This window comes from Enterobacter cloacae complex sp. EB5, from assembly GCF_031432835.1.
Classification (GTDB): domain Bacteria; phylum Pseudomonadota; class Gammaproteobacteria; order Enterobacterales; family Enterobacteriaceae; genus Enterobacter; species Enterobacter hormaechei_C.
In genome coordinates this window covers 3,883,412-3,901,784 of sequence record NZ_CP133860.1, presented here as the reverse complement: position 1 = coordinate 3,901,784, position 18,373 = coordinate 3,883,412, and the positions used below count along the sequence as shown (strand labels likewise).

The window sequence follows — 18,373 nt, the reverse complement described above, 5'->3', positions numbered from 1 at the left end:
GGCAATATGATTGCCGTTTTGCTTTTACCGCTACGGAAGCTTACTCTCCAGCGGATTCTTGCTCAGGTAATCTGCGCATTCCACCGTTGGACGATCAACCTTGTACAGTTCCATACCGTCATACTCCAGCGCCGCTCCATCACGCTCCAGCGGATAGACATCCAGCTTACGGGTCACGTTATAATAATCATCTGAACGCAGCATGATCTTACCCGGCACCGCGATAACGCGCTGCCACTGACGGCAATCCAGCGTATCTCCCTCTGGCGTCACCACCAGCGTGGCGATCGCTTCCGGGCTCACCATCGCGCTCTGCGGCCCTTTCGACTGCCAGTAACCTGCCAGTTGCGAAGGTACCGGGTGCTTAATTACTTCCTGATAGTTATCGACCTGAACACATCCCGCTAACGTCAGCATCGCAGCCACAATTGCTACTTTTTTCATCATCTTTCCTGCATGCGAAGAAAAAAATATTGTGGCATTAAAGCCATCAGGCTGCCAGCGTAAGATAGGTATTGATTAAACCTGCATCCCCATCACTTCCTGGTATGCCGACACCAGCTTGTTACGCACCTGCAACCCCATCTGCAAAGACACCGACGCTTTTTGCAGATCGGCCATCACATCGTTGAGCGCCACGCCGGGCTCGCCAAGGGTAAATCTCTCAGCCTGGGTACGGGCCGCGTTTTGCTTGTCGCTGATCCGGTCCAGCGCCGCATGCAGTTGACCGGCGAAACTGACGCCCGGCGGCTGGTCAGCCACGCTCTGGTTACGGGCGGTCATCGCCGTTGCCTGTAACTGACTGAGTACCCCTTCAATGCCCTGTATAGCCATGACTCTCCCCTGGATGGTTTTTTACGAGGTCAAGACTAACAGCTTGTCAATAAGATAATGGCGGTAAATAGCGTTAAAAAACCAGGTTATTTGACGCATAGAAAATCCCGAATCATCAAATAATGGCAGGGCCATCAGTATGGAACTTTTGTCGTGTTTGCCGACCCGGGAGTCAGTTTTGTTTCTCTACACGAATAACGTAAACCACCAGGATTTAAGAGGTGCGCAATGAGTGCGACAGCAGCATCGACAGCGCCACAGAATAAATCACTCGAGTGGATGAACCGCCTTCGCGCCAACCCTAAGATCCCGTTGATTGTGGCAGGCGCTGCCGCCATTGCGATCGTTGTCGCGATGGTCTTATGGGCAAAAAGCCCGGATTACCGCACGCTCTACAGCAACCTTTCCGATCAGGATGGCGGTGCCATCGTCACCCAGTTAACCCAGATGAACATCCCGTATCGCTTTGCCGATAACGGCGGTGCGCTTGAAGTACCGGCAGATAAAGTGCACGAGCTTCGCCTGCGTCTCGCCCAGCAGGGGCTGCCAAAAGGCGGCGCGGTTGGGTTTGAGCTGCTGGATCAGGAAAAATTCGGCATCAGTCAGTTCAGCGAGCAGGTTAACTACCAGCGTGCGCTGGAAGGTGAACTGGCCCGTACGATTGAAACCTTAGGCCCGGTGAAAAGTGCCCGTGTGCACCTGGCGATGCCTAAGCCGTCCCTGTTTGTCCGCGAACAAAAGTCCCCTTCTGCCTCTGTGACCGTTAACCTCGAACCTGGCCGTGCGCTGGATGAAGGGCAGATCAGCGCCGTCACGCACCTGGTCTCCAGTGCGGTGGCCGGTCTGCCGCCGGGTAACGTCACGCTTGTCGATCAGAGTGGTCATCTGCTGACGCAGTCCAACACCGCCGGGCGCGATCTCAACGACGCTCAGCTGAAATACGCCGCCGACGTGGAAGGCCGTCTCCAGCGTCGCATTGAAGCGATTCTGGGCCCGGTGGTCGGCAGCAGTAACGTGCACGCGCAGGTCACCGCGCAGATTGATTTCTCGAATAAAGAACAGACCGAAGAGCAGTACGCCCCGAACGGGGATGCCTCCCGCGCCGTGTTACGCTCGCGTCAGATCAATGAGACGGAACAGGTCGGCGGCCAGTATCCTGGCGGTGTGCCGGGCGCACTCTCTAACCAGCCTGCGCCTGCCAACGCCGCGCCAATCTCCACCCCGCCGGCAAACCCGCAGAACGGTCAGCAAACGAATCAGCAGACGACCTCGACCGCGAACAGTACCGGCCCGCGTAACAGCAGCCGTAACGAAACGACCAACTACGAAGTCGACCGGACTATCCGCCATACCAAACTGAACACGGGCGATATTCAGCGTCTCTCTGTTGCCGTGGTGGTGAACTACAAAACGCTGCCGGACGGTAAACCGCTGCCGCTCACGGCGGAGCAGATGAAGCAGATCGAAGATTTGACCCGCGAAGCGATGGGCTTCTCTGAAAAACGTGGCGATACCCTCAACGTTGTGAACTCACCGTTCAACCCGGTGGATGAGACCGGTGGCGAACTGCCGTTCTGGCAACAGCAGGCGTTCTTCGATCAGCTGATGTCCGCAGGCCGCTGGCTGCTGGTGCTGATTGTCGCGTGGCTGCTGTGGCGTAAGGGCGTTCGTCCTCAGCTACAGCGCCGTGCTGAAGCCGAGAAAGCCGCGCTGGAACAGAAGAACGCGCGTCCGGACGAGGAAGAAGCGGTTGAAGTTCGTCTCAGCAAAGATGAACAGATGCAGCAGCGTCGTGCTAACCAGCGCATGGGCGCAGAGGTGATGAGCCAGCGCATTCGCGAAATGTCAGATAACGATCCGCGCGTCGTCGCGCTGGTCATCCGCGGTTGGATGGGTAACGAACATGAGTAATACGCTTACAGGCACCGATAAGAGCGTCATCCTGCTGATGACCATTGGCGAAGATCGCGCGGCGGAGGTGTTTAAACACCTCTCCCAGCGAGAAGTGCAGATCCTCAGCGCGGCGATGGCCAACGTGCGCCAGATCTCCAACAAGCAGCTGACCGAAGTGCTGGCGGAGTTTGAGCAGGAAGCCGAGCAGTTTGCGGCGCTCAACGTCAACGCCAACGAATACCTGCGCTCCGTGCTGGTTAAGGCGCTCGGCGAAGAGCGCGCCGCCAGCCTGCTGGAAGATATTCTCGAAACGCGCGACACCGCCAGCGGGATCGAAACGCTCAACTTTATGGAGCCGCAAAGCGCCGCCGATCTTATTCGCGACGAGCACCCGCAGATTATCGCCACCATTCTGGTCCACCTCAAACGGGGTCAGGCAGCCGATATTCTGGCGCTGTTCGACGAGCGCCTGCGCCACGACGTAATGCTGCGTATCGCCACCTTCGGCGGCGTCCAGCCAGCCGCGCTGGCGGAGCTGACCGAAGTGCTGAACAACCTGCTCGACGGCCAGAACCTCAAGCGCAGCAAAATGGGCGGCGTGAGAACGGCAGCGGAAATCATCAACCTGATGAAAACGCAGCAGGAAGAGGCGGTTATTACGGCGGTACGCGAGTTCGACGGCGAACTGGCGCAGAAAATTATCGACGAGATGTTCCTGTTCGAAAACCTGGTCGAAGTGGACGATCGCAGCATCCAGCGCCTGCTCCAGGAGGTGGACTCCGAATCGCTGCTTATCGCCCTCAAAGGCGCCGAGCAGCCGCTGCGCGAGAAGTTCCTGCGCAACATGTCCCAGCGTGCGGCCGATATCCTGCGCGACGACCTGGCCAACCGTGGCCCGGTGCGTCTGTCTCAGGTGGAAAACGAACAGAAAGCGATCCTGCTTATTGTTCGTCGTCTGGCAGAAACCGGCGAGATGGTGATTGGCAGCGGAGACGACACCTATGTCTGATGAACTGTCGTGGAAGCGCTGGACGCCTGACGACCTCTCCCCTCCCACCGCAGAGTTCACCCCTGCCGTTGTGTCGTCCGACGAGGGCGACGCCGGGGCGGGCGAACCCGAGCTGAGTGAAGAGGAACAGCGCGCCCAGATGCTGGCCCAGATGCAAATGCAGGCGCACGAGCAGGGCTTCAACGCCGGGATGAACGAAGGCCGCCAGACCGGGCACGCACAGGGTTATCAGGAAGGGCTGGCGAAAGGTTTAGAGCAGGGCATTGAGCAGGCGCGCCAGCAGCAGGCGCCGCTGCATGCCCGCATGCAGCAGCTGGTGAGCGAGTTTCAGCATACGCTGGATGCGCTCGACAGCGTGATCGCCTCGCGCCTGATGCAGATGGCGCTGGAGGCGGCCCGTCAGGTGATCGGCCAGACGCCGGTGGTGGATAACGCCGCGCTGATTAAGCAGATCCAGGCCCTGCTCCAGCAGGAACCGCTGTTCAGCGGCAAACCGCAGCTGCGCGTTCATCCTGATGATTTGCAGCGCGTGGAAGAGAGCCTCGGCGCGACGCTAAGCCTGCACGGCTGGCGGCTGCGCGGCGATCCGTCGCTCCATCACGGAGGCTGTAAGGTCTCGGCGGATGAGGGCGATCTGGATGCCAGCGTTGCGACCCGCTGGCAGGAACTGTGCCGCCTGGCAGCACCGGGAGTCGTCTGATGACCGCTCGCCTTACGCGCTGGCTTAACACGCTTGATAATTTTGAAACGAAGATGGCGCAGCTGCCATCCGTTCGTCGTTATGGACGCCTGACGCGCGCCACCGGTCTGGTCCTGGAAGCCACGGGGCTGCAACTTCCGCTCGGCGCCACCTGCGTGATTGAGCGTCAGGACGGGGGGGAGACGCGTGAAGTGGAAAGCGAAGTGGTCGGGTTCAACGGTCAGCGCCTGTTTCTGATGCCCCTTGAAGAAGTGGAAGGGATTTTGCCCGGCGCCCGCGTCTACGCGAAAAACATCAGCGGTGACGGCCTGCAAAGCGGCAAACAGCTCCCGCTCGGTCCGGCGCTGCTGGGCCGCGTGCTGGACGGAAGCGGCAAACCGCTTGATGGCCTGCCCTCCCCTGATACCACCGAAACCGGCGCGCTGATCACCCAACCCTTCAACCCGCTGCAACGCACCCCAATCGAGCACGTACTGGATACCGGCGTGCGGCCGATTAACGCCCTGCTCACCGTGGGACGCGGCCAGCGTATGGGGCTGTTTGCCGGCTCCGGCGTGGGTAAATCGGTTCTGCTCGGCATGATGGCGCGTTATACCCAGGCGGACGTTATCGTGGTTGGCCTGATTGGTGAGCGTGGTCGCGAAGTCAAAGATTTCATCGAAAACATTCTGGGTGCGGAGGGCCGCGCCCGCTCGGTGGTGATCGCCGCGCCTGCGGACGTGTCGCCGCTGCTGCGTATGCAGGGTGCCGCCTACGCCACGCGTATTGCGGAAGATTTCCGCGACCGGGGCCAGCACGTGCTGCTGATTATGGACTCCCTGACCCGCTACGCGATGGCGCAGCGTGAGATTGCGCTGGCCATCGGCGAGCCGCCCGCGACCAAAGGTTACCCGCCGTCGGTCTTCGCCAAGCTCCCGGCGTTGGTTGAGCGCGCGGGGAACGGCATCAGCGGCGGCGGCTCCATCACCGCGTTCTATACGGTACTGACCGAAGGCGATGACCAGCAGGACCCGATTGCCGACTCCGCGCGCGCGATCCTCGACGGCCATATCGTGCTGTCGCGCCGTCTGGCCGAAGCCGGGCACTACCCGGCAATTGATATTGAAGCGTCGATCAGCCGTGCGATGACGGCCCTGATCACCGAGCAACACTACGCCCGCGTGCGTAACTTCAAACAACTGCTCTCCAGCTTCCAGCGCAACCGCGATCTGGTCAGCGTCGGGGCGTACGCCAAAGGCAGCGACCCGATGCTCGATAAAGCGATTGCCCTGTGGCCGCAGCTGGAGGCATTTCTGCAACAAGGTATTTTTGAACGCGCCGACTGGGAAGATTCCCTCCAGGCACTGGAGCTGATTTTCCCGCAGGTGTAACACAGGTGGAGGGCGAAGGTCATGGCGCAAAACAGCGCGTTATCAACGCTGAAAGATCTGGCTGAAAAAGAAGTTGATGATGCCGCATTGCAGCTTGGCGCAATGCGACGCGGGTGCCAGCAGGCTGAAGAACAGTTGAAGATGTTAATCGACTATCAGCATGAATATCGCACCAACCTTAACACCGACATGACGCAGGGCATTGGTAGCCAGCGCTGGATTAACTATCAGCAGTTTATCCAGACGCTGGAAAAGGCGATTGAACAGCATCGCCAGCAGCTCAACCAGTGGACGCAAAAGGTCGATACCGCGCTGAATTTCTGGCGCGAGAAAAAACAGCGGTTGCAGGCCTGGCAAACCTTACAGGACCGGCAGATTGCAGCCTCGACCCTGGCGGAAAACCGTCTGGATCAGAAAAAAATGGATGAGTTTGCCCAGCGCGCATCAATGAGGAAACCAGAATGATCACACTGCAACAACTGCTGATGACCGACAGCGACCCATCCGGCGGCACGCTGACCGGGAAAGGCGCTGAGGGCGCGCAAGATTTTCTCTCTCTGCTGGCGGGCGCGCTGACCGAGACCACCGGCAAAGGCAAAGATGCCCCGCTGACGCTGGCCGATCTGAAAGCGGCGGGCAGCAAGCTGTCGACAGCGGCAAAGGAAAAAAACGGTGATACCACGCTCCAGGCCAAAATTGCCGAACTGCTCTCCCGTCAGGAGACCCTGACCGGTGAAGATACCGCCGTCTCCCTGCAAAGCCTCGTCTCCGGCCTGAAACCCGCCGCGAATACCGATGCGCTGAAGACGCTGACCCAGCCGGAGGCGAAAACAAACAGCGAGACCACGACTGAAGAAGAGGAGCTGGCCGGGTTAAGCGCGCTGATGGCGATGTTACCGCACCAGCAGACCACCACGGTAGCGACACAGCCTGCGAGCACCGGGGAGATCGCCCCCCGAGCCGCCCTCCCCTCTGCGCTAGCCCAGACGGACAACGGCCAGCATCAGCCGCTTAGCCATGCGTTAACGGGTCAGGAAAAAATGCCGGTTCAGGACAGCGACACATCGCTGCCCGCCACGGCAGCCGTTACCCCAGCCGTCGCCGCCGTCGCGGAGAAGCAGGACGTAGCGAGCGCGGCGTCGTCTGCCGCCAGCCCAACCGCGACGCTGGCCCCGATCGTCAGTCACCTGGCGCCTTCCCAGCCTGCCGCTACCGTTGCGACAGCGCCGGTATTAAGCCAGCCGCTGGGCACGCACGAATGGCAGCAGAATCTGAGCCAGCACATCACCCTGTTCACAAAGCAGGGACAGCAGACCGCAGAGCTGCGTCTGCACCCGGAGGATCTGGGTCAGGTGCAAATTTCGCTTAAGCTGGATGACAACCAGGCGCAGTTGCAGATGGTTTCGCCCCACAGCCACGTTCGCGCGGCGCTGGAAGCGGCCCTGCCGATCCTGCGCACGCAGCTTGCGGAAAACGGCATTCAGCTTTCCCAAAGCAGCGTCAGCAGCGAGGGCTTTGCCGGGCAACAGCAGTCCTCATCCGGGCAGCAACAGCACGCTTCGCGTTCCGGCCAGCATGGCGGGTTTAACGATGAGAGTGAAGAGTTATTGCCTGCCCCTGCCGCCCTGCAATCCGCCGCGCGCGGCAGCCGTGCCGTAGACATCTTTGCCTAAACGCCAGAGGTAACGTGATTATCCCCGTCTTTTCCACGCTTTGACCTAAGCCGGACACGGGATAATCACCGTATTAAGCTGTACCGAAACAGGAAGCTCGTATCAGATGACAGACTCCGCTATCACCAAAAAAAGCAAGCGTTCCATCTGGATCCCGCTGCTGGTGTTGATTACCCTCGCGGCCTGCGCCACCGCAGGCTACAGTTACTGGCGTATGCAGCAGGAACCCTCCAGCGCGGCCGCCAAAGCTGAAGCGCCGCCTCCACCGGCGCCGGTCTTCTACCCGCTGGATACGTTCACCGTCAATCTGGGCGATGCGGATCGCGTGCTTTACGTGGGCATTACGCTGCGTCTGAAAGATGAAGCGACCCGTGCACGTCTGAACGACTACCTGCCAGAAGTGCGTAGCCGTCTGCTGCTGCTGTTTTCTCGTCAGGATGCCTCCGCGCTCGCCACCGATGTGGGCAAGCAAAAGCTGGTCGATGCCATAAAACAGACGCTGGCGACCCCGCTGGTAAACGGCCAACCTAAGCAGGAAGTCACTGACGTTCTGTATACAGCCTTCATTCTGCGGTAACGACATGGGCGACAGTATTCTTTCTCAGGCAGAAATCGATGCGCTGCTCAACGGCGACAGCGATAAGAGTGACGAACCGAAACCGGGTCTGACCGGCGACGATAATATTCGTCCCTACGATCCCAATACCCAGCGTCGCGTGGTGCGCGAGCGTTTACAGGCGCTGGAGATCATCAACGAACGTTTCGCACGTCAGTTCCGTATGGGGCTGTTTAACCTGCTGCGTCGTAGCCCGGATATCACCGTCGGTGCCATCCGCATTCAGCCGTATCATGAGTTTGCCCGCAACCTGCCGGTGCCAACCAACCTTAACCTGATCCATCTGAAACCGCTGCGCGGTACCGGCCTGGTTGTGTTCTCGCCAAGCCTGGTGTTCATCGCGGTGGATAACCTGTTCGGTGGCGATGGCCGTTTCCCGACCAAAGTGGAAGGCCGCGAGTTTACCCATACCGAACAGCGCGTGATTAACCGCATGCTGAAGCTGGCGCTGGAGTCCTACAGCGACGCGTGGAAAGCGATTAACCCGCTGGAAGTGGAGTACGTACGTTCCGAGATGCAGGTGAAGTTTACCAACATCACCACCTCCCCGAATGACATCGTCGTGAACACCCCGTTCCACGTCGAGATCGGCAACCTGACGGGCGAGTTCAACATCTGCCTGCCGTTCAGCATGATTGAACCGCTGCGCGAACTGCTGGTGAACCCGCCGCTGGAGAACTCACGTCACGAAGATCAGAACTGGCGTGAAAACCTGGTGCGTCAGGTGCAGCATTCGCAGCTGGAGCTGGTGGCCAACTTCGCCGACATCTCCATGCGGTTATCGCAGATCCTGAAATTACAACCCGGCGACGTTTTGCCGATAGATAAACCCGACCGCATTATTGCCCATGTGGATGGCGTACCCGTGCTGACAAGCCAGTACGGCACGATTAACGGCCAGTATGCGTTACGCGTTGAGCACTTGATCAACCCGATTTTGAATTCGCTGAATGAGGAACAGCCCAAATGAGTGACATGAACAATCCGTCCGATGAAAACAGCGGAGCACTGGACGATCTGTGGGCTGACGCGTTAAACGAGCAGAAAACGACGCCGACGAAAAGCGCGGCAGACGCGGTCTTTCAGCAGTTAGGCGGCGGCGACGTCAGCGGCACGTTGCAGGACATCGACCTGATTATGGACATTCCGGTCAAGCTGACCGTTGAGCTGGGTCGCACCCGCATGACCATTAAAGAGCTGCTGCGCCTGACGCAGGGTTCCGTGGTGGCGCTTGACGGTTTAGCGGGTGAGCCGCTGGATATTCTGATCAACGGCTACCTGATTGCACAGGGCGAAGTAGTGGTAGTGGCCGATAAATACGGCGTACGTATCACCGACATCATTACCCCTTCCGAACGCATGCGTCGTCTGAGCCGTTAAGTATGAAAACCCAGGCAACACTGTCCGCGCCCTCCGCCGTACCCGGCTCACCGCTGCTCCAGGTGAGCGGCGCGCTGTTCGGTATTATTGCCTTTATCCTTATCGCCGCCTGGCTGGCAAAGCGTTTCGGTCTGGCGGGGAAAACGGCCGGTACCCGCGGGTTGAAGGTCAGCGCCAGCACCCCGCTCGGGCCGCGCGAACGCGTGGTCATTGTGGAGGTGGAAGATGCGCGACTGGTGCTGGGCGTGACCGCCTCCAGCATTAACGTTCTTCACACGCTTCCCCCTGCGCCTGCCACGGTGGAGGCTAACGCCCAGGCCCCTGCGGATTTCCAGTCCGTTATGAAGAGTTTGCTCAAGCGTCCCGGGAGATCCTGATGCGCCGTTTGTTATTCCTTACGCTGGCAGGCCTGGGCCTGTTCGCGCCCTCTGTGTATGCGCAACTGCCGGGGCTGGTTTCCACGCCGCTGGCGAACGGGGGGCAAAGCTGGTCCCTGTCCGTGCAGACGCTGGTGTTCATCACCTCGCTGACCTTTATCCCGGCGATCCTGCTGATGATGACCAGCTTCACCCGCATCATCATTGTGTTTGGCCTGCTGCGCAACGCGCTCGGCACGCCGTCCGCGCCGCCCAATCAGGTGCTGCTGGGTTTAGCCCTGTTCCTGACCTTTTTCATTATGTCGCCGGTGATCGACAAGATTTACACCGAGGCCTACCAGCCGTTCAGCGAAGATAAAATTTCCATGCAGGTTGCCCTGGAAAAGGGCGCCCAGCCATTACGTGAATTTATGCTTCGCCAGACGCGCGAAGCGGATCTGGCCCTGTTTGCCCGTCTCGCTAACACCGGTGAGTTACAGGGACCGGAAGCGGTGCCGATGCGCATTCTGCTCCCGGCGTATGTGACCAGTGAGCTGAAAACGGCGTTCCAGATTGGCTTCACCATTTTCATTCCGTTCCTGATTATTGACCTGGTGATCGCCAGCGTCCTGATGGCGCTCGGGATGATGATGGTCCCGCCCGCAACCATTGCCCTGCCCTTTAAGATCATGCTGTTCGTGCTGGTCGACGGCTGGCAGCTGCTGGTCAGCTCGCTGGCGCAGAGTTTCTACAGTTGAGGAGCGCGCAATGACGCCTGAGTCGGTCATGATGATGGGCACGGAGGCGATGAAAGTCGCGATTGCCGTCGCCGCGCCCCTGCTGCTGGTTGCGCTGGTCACCGGTCTGATTATCAGTATTCTCCAGGCCGCCACGCAGATTAACGAAATGACCCTGTCGTTCATCCCGAAGATCATTGCCGTCTTCGTGGCGATTATCGTTGCCGGGCCATGGATGCTCAATTTGCTGCTGGACTATATGCGCAACCTGTTCACCAATCTGCCTTACATCATCGGCTGACGGACGATGCTGCATTTCACCAGCGATCAGTTTGTTCAGTGGCTCGGGATCTATTTCTGGCCGATGCTGCGCATCATGGCGCTGATCTCTACCGCCCCCATACTCAGTGAAAAGTCGGTGCCTAAACGCGTCAAAATTGGGCTGGGCATGGTTATCACCCTTATCGTTGCCCCTACCCTGCCAGCGGTGGATATCCCGATCTTTTCCCCGAATGCGATCTGGATTGCCCTGCAACAGGTGATGATTGGCGTGGCGGTCGGGTTTACGATGCAGCTCGCCTTCGCCGCGGTACGAACGGCGGGTGAACTGATCGGTTTGCAGATGGGCTTGTCTTTCGCGACGTTCGTTGACCCGGGCAGCCATCTGAATATGCCCGTGCTGGCGCGTATTATCGACCTGCTGGCGATGCTGTTGTTTCTCTCGTTCAACGGCCACCTGTGGCTCATCTCGATGCTGGTGGACACCTTCCACACGCTGCCGATTGGCGACAACCCGGTGAACAGCAACGCGTTTCTGGCACTGGTGCGGGCTGCCGGGCTGATCTTCCTCAACGGGCTGATGCTGGCGCTGCCGATCATTACCCTGCTGCTCACCGTTAACCTCGCATTAGGTTTACTCAACCGAATGGCTCCGCAGCTGTCGGTATTCGTCATCGGCTTTCCGGTGACGTTGACGGTTGGCCTTTTATTAATGTCATTATTGATGCCACTTATCGCCCCCTTCTGCGAGCATTTATTCAGCGAGATATTCAATCTGTTAGCGGATATTGTCAGCGAACTTCCACGCAAATAATAACCCGCAGTGTTTGCAATGTCTTTCTGAGGATATTCCTAAAAATAATCTCGAAAAACATCTACCAGGATATATCTGACGCGGTTTAAATGTTTCTAACCATCTCACAATACTTAATATTTACTTTACTTTAAGATGATTCCTGGCAAATTATACGTAACTTTACGGGATAGTGAGTTCGCCTGAAAGTCTTTGTCATGCTCACAGGTTTTATTAGATTTTTTCCATCCCGTATGGCTGTTTATGAGCTCTCAGGCAGGTGGTGAATTATCGTTACGCATTGAGTGAGGGTATGCCATGTCAACGATCATTATGGATTTATGCAGCTACACCCGGCTAGGGTTAACCGGGTACTTAGCAAGCAGAGGGGTAAGAAAGAGAGACATCAACGATGCACACACCGTTGAAGAACTCGCAGCCGCTTGTGACGCCCACAAGCCCGGCGTGGTGTTTATTAATGAGGACTGTTTCATTCACGACCCCGCTAACAGTCAGCACATTAAGCAGATCATTAATCAGCATCCTAAGACCCTGTTTATTGTTTTTATGGCGATCGCCAATATTCATTTCGATGAGTATTTGTTGGTGCGTAAAAACTTATTAATCAGTTCGAAATCGATTAAACCAGAGTCACTTGATGACATTCTGGGCGATTATTTGAATAAAGAAGTTAAGAATGTAGGGGCGATTAACTTACCCACCCTATCATTAAGCAGAACTGAATCAAGTATGCTAAGAATGTGGATGGCTGGACAAGGGACAATTCAGATCTCAGACCAGATGAATATCAAGGCAAAAACAGTATCATCACACAAAGGAAATATTAAAAGGAAAATTAAAACGCATAATAAGCAAGTGATATACCATGTCGTACGCCTGACAGATAATGTGACGAATGGGATTTTCGTTAATATGCGCTAATTTGCACGGCCATGTTGTACCCTACCTTGATCTCTGGCCTGGCCAGAGATTTTGCTTTTCAGCAGCCGGAGCCGGGGAGAAGACGCCCCCGACGCCGCCCTATTCCGCCGTTTCCACAAAGATCCCATCCGGGTGGCCCAGTTCGTTGAAGAACCAGATGCCGAGCGGGTAATCTTCCAGCGACACCAGATACATTGTGCCTTCATTAAACTCTTCTATTGCCAGCACCACGCCCGGGCGGCGCGGCCCACCGTCCGTTTTGACGGTTACCCGATCGTTGACCTTCATACATTCCTCCTGTGGTTTTGAGCCAGTGTAGAACAAATTACATTGCCTGGCATCGCCGCCTGGCGCGAATGGCGTTTTTGTGTGCGGTCTATACTTAGCTGTTGAGACGGTTAAATGAGGAACCCGCCATGAAGACTGACAAAGAGTACAGCGACACCATTAAGCGTGAGGTTGAAGTGGATGTCGATGCCCTGCTTGCCGCCATCAATGAAATTAGTGAGTCCGAAGTTCATCGCGCGGAGGATAATTCAGACCGTGTCGTGGTCAATGGTCGGGATTACCATACCTACCGTGAACTGGCTGAGGCATTCGAGCTGGATATCCATGATTTTAGCGTCTCGGAGACGAACCGCTAAGACGAAAAAAATCCCGGTCATGGGGATGACCGGGATCAAACTTGCTTATGCAAGAAGCACTTGTAAATTCGTTACACCAGGAAATCTGATGCAGGTAAGACATTATCCCCAACAGAATTGTCTTACAAGCATATATTCTCTTAGCGAATATTATGTTTTCTACATGTGAATTTTGGTTATGAGTATAAACATGCGCCGCGTGTGGGTTTGTCGGGATCGTTTCCAGTTCAACGGCGCTTCAATGCCTATTTTTTTTAAGATTTTTCTTAGGCAAAATTATTATCCGGGAGACATTATGCCTTCGCTTGAGGAGACTCTGCTTGTCTTTACCGACCTCGACGGCACGCTGTTGGATTTTCACACACTCGACTGGCAGCCTGCGGCCCCCTGGCTGGAAAAGTTAATGGATGAACAGGTACCGGTCATTCTGTGCAGCAGCAAAACCGCGTCCGAGATGGATGACATCCAGCAGGAGCTGGGGCTTGGCGGGCTGCCCTACATTGCGGAAAACGGCGCGGTGATCCAGCCTGACGTACGGTGGGAAAACGCCGCACGGTTCATCTCAGAAAAGAAGCATGACGAGATCCGGCAGTGTATTGCCCGGGTACGCCAGGCGATGCATCTGAAATTCACCACCTTCGATGATGTGGACGAGCGCGTGGTCGCCGAATGGACGGGGCTGAGCCGTCCCCGTTCGGTGCTTGCGCGCAAGCACGAGGCTTCCGTGACGCTGATCTGGCGTGACAGTGATGAACAAATGGCACGCTTTGCCGCCGAACTCGCCCGGCAGGGGCTGAAGATCGTCCAGGGAGCACGCTTCTGGCATATCCTGGACACCTGCTGCGGCAAAGACGTGGCGGTTCACTGGCTTGTGGACCAGTATCGCCTGCACGAGGGTTCCGAACCGACGACGCTGGGCCTGGGCGACGGCCCCAATGATGCCCCGCTGCTGGACAGCGTAGGCTTTGCCGTCGTGGTGAAAGGCTTCAACCGGGAGGGTATCAGCCTTAAGAACAACGATCCCGCCCGGGTTTATCACACTCAGCACACCGGGCCGACCGGCTGGTGCGAGGGGCTTGATTACTTTTTGACGTGATCCTGCCAGATGACCCGGTTCCGCCCGCGCTGTTTCGCCTCATACAGACGCGCATCGGCGGTGGATTGCAGATTTTCGAAGTGGTAATTACCCTTCTCCTGCGCGCCAGAGACGCCAAACGACGCACTCACGCGCAGGGTGGTACTTTTTTTAATCAGGATCTCTTTGCTATCGATACGCTCGCGGATCTGCTCTGCGACTTCCGCCGCCTCTTCAAGCGTCATGCCGGGCAGCACCACACAGAACTCTTCGCCCCCGACGCGTCCGGCAATATCTTTATCTCGGAGGGTGCTGGCAATTAGCCCCGCGGCATGGGACAACACCTTATCACCCGCCTGATGCCCGAACCGATCATTGATGCTCTTGAAGCAGTCAAGATCGATCTGGATGACCGAGAAAGGCAGCGACTGCTGTTCACACTGCTTCGCCAGTATTTTCGCCTGCTCGAACAGCGACCCACGATTATTCAGCCGGGTCAGAGGATCATGCCAGGCCTGCCATTGCAGCGAGTTCTGCATCGAATACATATTACTGACCATGCGCCGGATCACCAGCCAGGAGATGAGCAGCATCGCGGTGAACAGCGCCCAAAGCAGTGCCAGCACAATGCTGATGCTGCCGAAATCGCCGCGCACCCCTTCATCCAGGGTGTGCACGCGCAGGATGACGCCATCAAAATGGTCGAGACGCTCCCAGCTGACAAAACGACTCCCCAGGCGAATGCCGCCTTCGGAATCCGATTCTATCGCGTGCGCTATCTGGGCTAATTCGCGCGCGTCAAAATGATTAACGTCCGCAGCCGGTGATTCAGACGTCGCAAGCAGGGTAAGCCGACTGTCATACAGCTGGTATTCCCCCTCCGGGTTATCGCCGACGGCTTCCACCAGCAGGCGACGCAGGGTGGCAAAGGTGAAATCCATCGCCACCACGCCATACCAGACGTGATTGTAGTAAACCGGCACGCTGGCGGTAATCAGCGGCTTTTTGCCCACAAAGGAGGAAGGCGGCGAGATAAACCAGCGCACGGCACGCGCACGGTTTTCACGTTCGGACTGTTGGGTAAACCAGGGCTGAGTGACCAGATGGTAATAGCGCTGCACGATATCGCTGGAATTTCCCGGCGTATCCGTTTCCAGAAAGAATCCGGCGCGAGAGACATAAATCACGCGCTCTTCGTTGCGGGATGAGCTGGATGCCAGACGCAGCAAATACCCCACTTCAAGCGCGGCGGACAGTTCATTATCAAGGTACTCATCATCACGGTTCAGAAGGGTTGTCTTGTCAACGAAAGCATCCGAAACACCGTTGATCGGTAACGTGCGCCGTTTATCAACCGCAATTTGCCAGGTGGAAGACGTGCGCAAATGCGCAAAACGCTTTACCGCATCATGCAGCGCGCCAAACGCCAGCGGCGTTTCCAGCGCATCACGCATGCTGTGGCGAAAAAACAGCATTTTATCGACGCTGAACTGAAGCTGTCTGTCCAGCGCACTGGCAACCGTTTCCAGATGGTTACGCTGGCTGGAGATATAAGCATCTTCCAGTACCACGACTTCGCGCCAGGTCAGGAGAGTGGAAAAGATCAGGACAACGATAAAACAGAGGTTAACAATCAAACGGGGATTGCTACGCTTATGCAGCCACTGCAAAAAAGATTGTTTTACAACAAAGGTATCGTGCTGCACACACACTCCCTGATTGTCGCTCACCATCCGATATGATAAGTCTTCTGCCAGTAAAAACGCCCGGCAAGGCCGGGCGTTGTGTGATTAAGCCTTGTCGCGTTTTTGCCTTTTATTCGCAGGCTGAAGCTCGTCTTCACGAAAAGCCTCCCGCTTAATGCCGTATCCATCATGCCACCGACACTCCACCATTCCGCTGGAATACCCGGTGACGATCATGCCTGGACCACCATTTTTAGGCTTAACTTCATCACTGATCAAAAAGACCATACCTGCCTCCTGTATCAGGGTGAAACGTTTTCAATTTAGACGAGGAATGGTCTTTTTGCATCCGGGGTCAGCAATAATTAATGCGATTTCCCGCGTACTTTTTCAACCAGCTTAACAACGGCTACCACAATCAGACCGACGATAAAGCCCAGTACGAGGTTAAGCAGTGTGGGCAGGATCGCAGCGACTACCGCTCCCTGGCCTGACGCAAAATGTTCAATCATGTGATGCAGCGAAGCAACACCGTGCACGATAATGCCGCCGCCGACCAGGAACATCGCCAGGGTTCCCACCACCGACAAGGTTTTCATCAGCCACGGCGCCAGCACCAGCAGGCTTTTTCCGATGCCGCGCGCAATTGCGCTGGATTTTTTTTCCAGCCAGAAGCCGATATCGTCCAGCTTGACGATCAGCCCGACCAGGCCATAAACCCCTATCGTCACGAGGATCGCAATGCCGGACAGGATCAGCACCTGGTTCATCAGAGGGGCTTCTGAGACGATCCCCAGCGTAATCGCCACAATCTCGGCCGAGAGGATGAAGTCCGTGCGGATCGCGCCTTTAACCTTATCGCGTTCAAACGTTTTTGGATCCTGTGCGGCCAGCGCTTCCAGACGCTGCTGGCGCATTTCCGGGGTGTCTTTCTCTTTGCGTGCAGCGAACATATGCAACACTTTTTCGGCACCCTCGAAGCACAGGAACGCCCCGCCAATCATCAGCAGGGGCGTAATGGCCCAGGGTATAAAGGCGCTAATCAGCAGCGCCAGCGGAACGAGGATCACCTTGTTAATAAAGGACCCTTTCGCAACGCCCCACACCACCGGCAACTCACGGTTCGCCCGCACGCCGCTGACCTGCTGCGCGTTAAGCGACAAATCATCTCCCAGTACCCCGGCGGTTTTTTTCGCCGCCAGTTTTCCCATAACCGAAATGTCATCCAGCAAGGTGGCGATATCATCCAGCAATGTTAATAAGCTACTTCCTGCCAAAATCTCTATCCTTCTTTTTTTGCTAATTAAGTGAATAGTATGGAACAAAACTCACCGCCCGGAAACAGGCACCTCACGTCAACAAAAATTTCACATTAACTACACAATTAAAGCACTCGCCAGTCCGATAGTTTTGGCGTTAACTATGAGCGAACTTTTTATTTCGTCGTGAGGGACTATGCGTTTTCGGCATTTATTACCGCTCATTGGAGCACTCTTTTCCCTGTATATCATCTGGGGATCCACCTATTTTGTCATTCGTATAGGCGTGGAAAGCTGGCCCCCGCTGATGATGGCCGGTATTCGTTTCCTTACGGCTGGCGTGCTGCTGATGGCGTTTTTATTGCTGCGCGGCCACAGGCTACCGCCGCTGCGTCCCCTGCTTAACGCCGCCCTGATTGGCCTGCTGCTGCTGGCGGTGGGCAATGGCGCGGTAACCGTCGCCGAACACCAGAACGTGCCGTCGGGCATCGCCGCCGTGGTCGTCGCGACCGTGCCGCTGTTTACGCTCTGCTTTAGTCGTCTCTTCGGGATCCGCACCCGTAAGCTCGAATGGCTGGGCATCGCGATTGGGCTTGTGGGTATCATCCTGCTGAACAGCGGCGGTAACCTGAGCGGGAACCCCTGGGCTGCCGTTCTGATCATGATCGGCTCCATGAGCTGGGCCTTCGGCTCGGTCTACGGCTCTCGCATCGAGCTGCCCTCCGGGATGATGGCGGGTGCCATTGAGATGCTCGCGGCAGGCATTGTGCTGCTGATGGCCTCCGCGTTGACGGGTGAAAAACTGACGGCGATGCCAGACCTTTCAGGTTTCCTGGCCGTTGGGTATCTGGCGCTGTTTGGCTCCATTATCGCCATTAACGCCTATATGTACCTGATCCGCAACGTCTCACCGGCGGTTGCCACCAGCTACGCCTACGTTAACCCGGTGGTGGCCGTGCTGCTGGGTACCGGTTTTGCGGGCGAAGTGCTGTCGACGATTGAATGGCTGGCGCTGGGTGTGATTGTCTTTGCCGTGGTGCTGGTCACACTGGGTAAATATTTGCTGCCCGCGAAACCGATTATTACGACGTGTGAGGTGGAGAAACCGTGATCGGGTGAATGCCCTGG

22 protein-coding genes and 1 pseudogene are annotated in these 18,373 nt (G+C 56.8%); 17 read left to right on the top strand and 6 right to left on the bottom strand.

Annotated elements, in window-relative coordinates; translation table 11 throughout:
* Positions 1–30: 30 nt before the first annotated feature.
* Together yedD and fliE are read right to left on the bottom strand one after the other, a co-directional pair.
* On the bottom strand, positions 31–444 hold the full coding sequence (yedD, locus tag RHN82_RS18700; protein ID WP_003859613.1) for a lipoprotein YedD: 414 nt from the start codon (positions 442–444) through the stop codon (positions 31–33).
* Positions 445–519: 75 nt separating this feature from the next.
* Positions 520–834, bottom strand: a complete 315-nt coding sequence (gene fliE, locus RHN82_RS18695; RefSeq protein WP_003859612.1) for a flagellar hook-basal body complex protein FliE — start codon at positions 832–834, stop codon at positions 520–522.
* Between the two features lie 228 nt (positions 835–1,062).
* On the opposite strand from fliE, the gene fliF reads away from it, so the two are divergent.
* The 14 genes and pseudogenes from fliF to rcsA all read left to right on the top strand — a co-directional run bounded on the left by fliF (position 1,063) and on the right by rcsA (position 12,582).
* Positions 1,063–2,745 carry a flagellar basal-body MS-ring/collar protein FliF gene (gene fliF / locus RHN82_RS18690; protein WP_017383346.1) on the top strand — a complete coding sequence of 561 codons (1,683 nt, stop codon included), beginning with the start codon at positions 1,063–1,065 and terminating at the stop codon, positions 2,743–2,745.
* Positions 2,738–3,736 carry a flagellar motor switch protein FliG gene (fliG, locus tag RHN82_RS18685; protein WP_003859608.1) on the top strand — a complete coding sequence of 333 codons (999 nt, stop codon included), beginning with the start codon at positions 2,738–2,740 and terminating at the stop codon, positions 3,734–3,736. The genes fliF and fliG overlap by 8 nt, the downstream gene beginning before the upstream one ends.
* Positions 3,729–4,436: a flagellar assembly protein FliH gene (fliH, locus tag RHN82_RS18680; protein ID WP_047053568.1), complete on the top strand. Its 708-nt coding sequence runs from the start codon at positions 3,729–3,731 to the stop codon at positions 4,434–4,436. Before fliG ends, fliH begins: the two co-directional genes overlap by 8 nt.
* Positions 4,436–5,806 carry a flagellar protein export ATPase FliI gene (gene fliI / locus RHN82_RS18675; protein ID WP_017693144.1) on the top strand — a complete coding sequence of 457 codons (1,371 nt, stop codon included), beginning with the start codon at positions 4,436–4,438 and terminating at the stop codon, positions 5,804–5,806. The genes fliH and fliI overlap by 1 nt, the downstream gene beginning before the upstream one ends.
* Positions 5,807–5,827: 21 nt before the next feature.
* Complete coding sequence (gene fliJ, locus RHN82_RS18670) at positions 5,828–6,271, top strand: flagellar export protein FliJ (RefSeq protein ID WP_006811155.1); 444 nt, start codon at positions 5,828–5,830, stop codon at positions 6,269–6,271.
* Positions 6,268–7,479 (top strand): flagellar hook length control protein FliK, encoded by a 1,212-nt coding sequence (fliK, locus tag RHN82_RS18665; protein WP_047053567.1) that lies wholly within the window; start codon positions 6,268–6,270, stop codon positions 7,477–7,479. Before fliJ ends, fliK begins: the two co-directional genes overlap by 4 nt.
* Positions 7,480–7,585: 106 nt before the next feature.
* Positions 7,586–8,056, top strand: coding sequence for a flagellar basal body-associated protein FliL (gene fliL / locus RHN82_RS18660; RefSeq protein WP_003859598.1), 471 nt, complete (start codon positions 7,586–7,588; stop codon positions 8,054–8,056).
* Between the two features lie 4 nt (positions 8,057–8,060).
* The gene (gene fliM / locus RHN82_RS18655; protein WP_003859594.1) at positions 8,061–9,065 is read left to right on the top strand and encodes a flagellar motor switch protein FliM; all 1,005 of its coding nucleotides are present in this window, start codon (positions 8,061–8,063) and stop codon (positions 9,063–9,065) included.
* Positions 9,062–9,475: a flagellar motor switch protein FliN gene (fliN, locus tag RHN82_RS18650; protein ID WP_003859592.1), complete on the top strand. Its 414-nt coding sequence runs from the start codon at positions 9,062–9,064 to the stop codon at positions 9,473–9,475. Before fliM ends, fliN begins: the two co-directional genes overlap by 4 nt.
* A gap of 2 nt (positions 9,476–9,477) precedes the next feature.
* On the top strand, positions 9,478–9,852 hold the full coding sequence (gene fliO, locus RHN82_RS18645; RefSeq protein ID WP_003859591.1) for a flagellar biosynthetic protein FliO: 375 nt from the start codon (positions 9,478–9,480) through the stop codon (positions 9,850–9,852).
* Positions 9,852–10,589: a flagellar type III secretion system pore protein FliP gene (gene fliP / locus RHN82_RS18640; protein WP_003859589.1), complete on the top strand. Its 738-nt coding sequence runs from the start codon at positions 9,852–9,854 to the stop codon at positions 10,587–10,589. The genes fliO and fliP overlap by 1 nt, the downstream gene beginning before the upstream one ends.
* Positions 10,590–10,599: 10 nt before the next feature.
* A complete protein-coding gene (gene fliQ / locus RHN82_RS18635; protein ID WP_003859587.1) occupies positions 10,600–10,869 on the top strand; it encodes a flagellar biosynthesis protein FliQ in 270 nt (89 codons plus the stop codon).
* Between the two features lie 6 nt (positions 10,870–10,875).
* A pseudogene (gene fliR / locus RHN82_RS18630) lies at positions 10,876–11,668 on the top strand (flagellar biosynthetic protein FliR); the annotation flags it as partial.
* Positions 11,669–11,958: 290 nt separating this feature from the next.
* On the top strand, positions 11,959–12,582 hold the full coding sequence (gene rcsA / locus RHN82_RS18625; RefSeq protein WP_003859584.1) for a transcriptional regulator RcsA: 624 nt from the start codon (positions 11,959–11,961) through the stop codon (positions 12,580–12,582).
* 99 nt (positions 12,583–12,681) lie between these two features.
* On the opposite strand, the gene dsrB is transcribed toward rcsA, so the two are convergent.
* Entirely contained in the window at positions 12,682–12,870 is a 189-nt protein-coding gene (gene dsrB / locus RHN82_RS18620) for a protein DsrB (protein ID WP_003859583.1), read from the bottom strand.
* A gap of 128 nt (positions 12,871–12,998) precedes the next feature.
* Here dsrB and yodD point away from each other — a divergent pair, with 128 nt between their 5' ends.
* Positions 12,999–13,226 carry a YodD family peroxide/acid resistance protein gene (gene yodD, locus RHN82_RS18615; protein WP_017383339.1) on the top strand — a complete coding sequence of 76 codons (228 nt, stop codon included), beginning with the start codon at positions 12,999–13,001 and terminating at the stop codon, positions 13,224–13,226.
* 295 nt (positions 13,227–13,521) lie between these two features.
* Positions 13,522–14,322, top strand: coding sequence for a mannosyl-3-phosphoglycerate phosphatase-related protein (locus tag RHN82_RS18610; protein ID WP_047053563.1), 801 nt, complete (start codon positions 13,522–13,524; stop codon positions 14,320–14,322).
* Here the strand turns inward: RHN82_RS18610 and dgcQ are convergent.
* The 3 genes from dgcQ to RHN82_RS18595 all read right to left on the bottom strand — a co-directional run bounded on the left by dgcQ (position 14,307) and on the right by RHN82_RS18595 (position 17,263).
* The gene (dgcQ, locus tag RHN82_RS18605) at positions 14,307–16,007 is read right to left on the bottom strand and encodes a cellulose biosynthesis regulator diguanylate cyclase DgcQ (RefSeq protein WP_047053562.1); all 1,701 of its coding nucleotides are present in this window, start codon (positions 16,005–16,007) and stop codon (positions 14,307–14,309) included. The two genes, RHN82_RS18610 and dgcQ, sit on opposite strands and share 16 nt — an antisense overlap.
* A gap of 84 nt (positions 16,008–16,091) precedes the next feature.
* Positions 16,092–16,274 (bottom strand): YodC family protein, encoded by a 183-nt coding sequence (locus tag RHN82_RS18600; protein ID WP_003859574.1) that lies wholly within the window; start codon positions 16,272–16,274, stop codon positions 16,092–16,094.
* Between the two features lie 77 nt (positions 16,275–16,351).
* Positions 16,352–17,263, bottom strand: coding sequence for a DUF808 domain-containing protein (locus RHN82_RS18595; protein WP_047053559.1), 912 nt, complete (start codon positions 17,261–17,263; stop codon positions 16,352–16,354).
* A gap of 178 nt (positions 17,264–17,441) precedes the next feature.
* On the opposite strand from RHN82_RS18595, the gene yedA reads away from it, so the two are divergent.
* Positions 17,442–18,356: a drug/metabolite exporter YedA gene (yedA, locus tag RHN82_RS18590; RefSeq protein ID WP_047053558.1), complete on the top strand. Its 915-nt coding sequence runs from the start codon at positions 17,442–17,444 to the stop codon at positions 18,354–18,356.
* Positions 18,357–18,373: the final 17 nt, after the last annotated feature.

Coding starts and splice junctions, on each gene's coding strand:
- fliE (WP_003859612.1), bottom strand. CDS start 834: ATGGCTATACAGGGCATTGAAGGGGTACTCAGTCAGTTACAGGCAACG.
- yodD (WP_017383339.1), top strand. CDS start 12,999: ATGAAGACTGACAAAGAGTACAGCGACACCATTAAGCGTGAGGTTGAA.
- RHN82_RS18610 (WP_047053563.1), top strand. CDS start 13,522: ATGCCTTCGCTTGAGGAGACTCTGCTTGTCTTTACCGACCTCGACGGC.
- fliI (WP_017693144.1), top strand. CDS start 4,436: ATGACCGCTCGCCTTACGCGCTGGCTTAACACGCTTGATAATTTTGAA.
- fliG (WP_003859608.1), top strand. CDS start 2,738: ATGAGTAATACGCTTACAGGCACCGATAAGAGCGTCATCCTGCTGATG.
- yedA (WP_047053558.1), top strand. CDS start 17,442: ATGCGTTTTCGGCATTTATTACCGCTCATTGGAGCACTCTTTTCCCTG.
- fliQ (WP_003859587.1), top strand. CDS start 10,600: ATGACGCCTGAGTCGGTCATGATGATGGGCACGGAGGCGATGAAAGTC.
- fliO (WP_003859591.1), top strand. CDS start 9,478: ATGAAAACCCAGGCAACACTGTCCGCGCCCTCCGCCGTACCCGGCTCA.
- fliH (WP_047053568.1), top strand. CDS start 3,729: ATGTCTGATGAACTGTCGTGGAAGCGCTGGACGCCTGACGACCTCTCC.
- fliF (WP_017383346.1), top strand. CDS start 1,063: ATGAGTGCGACAGCAGCATCGACAGCGCCACAGAATAAATCACTCGAG.
- fliN (WP_003859592.1), top strand. CDS start 9,062: ATGAGTGACATGAACAATCCGTCCGATGAAAACAGCGGAGCACTGGAC.
- fliM (WP_003859594.1), top strand. CDS start 8,061: ATGGGCGACAGTATTCTTTCTCAGGCAGAAATCGATGCGCTGCTCAAC.
- fliP (WP_003859589.1), top strand. CDS start 9,852: ATGCGCCGTTTGTTATTCCTTACGCTGGCAGGCCTGGGCCTGTTCGCG.
- fliJ (WP_006811155.1), top strand. CDS start 5,828: ATGGCGCAAAACAGCGCGTTATCAACGCTGAAAGATCTGGCTGAAAAA.
- RHN82_RS18600 (WP_003859574.1), bottom strand. CDS start 16,274: ATGGTCTTTTTGATCAGTGATGAAGTTAAGCCTAAAAATGGTGGTCCA.
- fliK (WP_047053567.1), top strand. CDS start 6,268: ATGATCACACTGCAACAACTGCTGATGACCGACAGCGACCCATCCGGC.
- rcsA (WP_003859584.1), top strand. CDS start 11,959: ATGTCAACGATCATTATGGATTTATGCAGCTACACCCGGCTAGGGTTA.
- yedD (WP_003859613.1), bottom strand. CDS start 444: ATGAAAAAAGTAGCAATTGTGGCTGCGATGCTGACGTTAGCGGGATGT.
- dsrB (WP_003859583.1), bottom strand. CDS start 12,870: ATGAAGGTCAACGATCGGGTAACCGTCAAAACGGACGGTGGGCCGCGC.
- fliL (WP_003859598.1), top strand. CDS start 7,586: ATGACAGACTCCGCTATCACCAAAAAAAGCAAGCGTTCCATCTGGATC.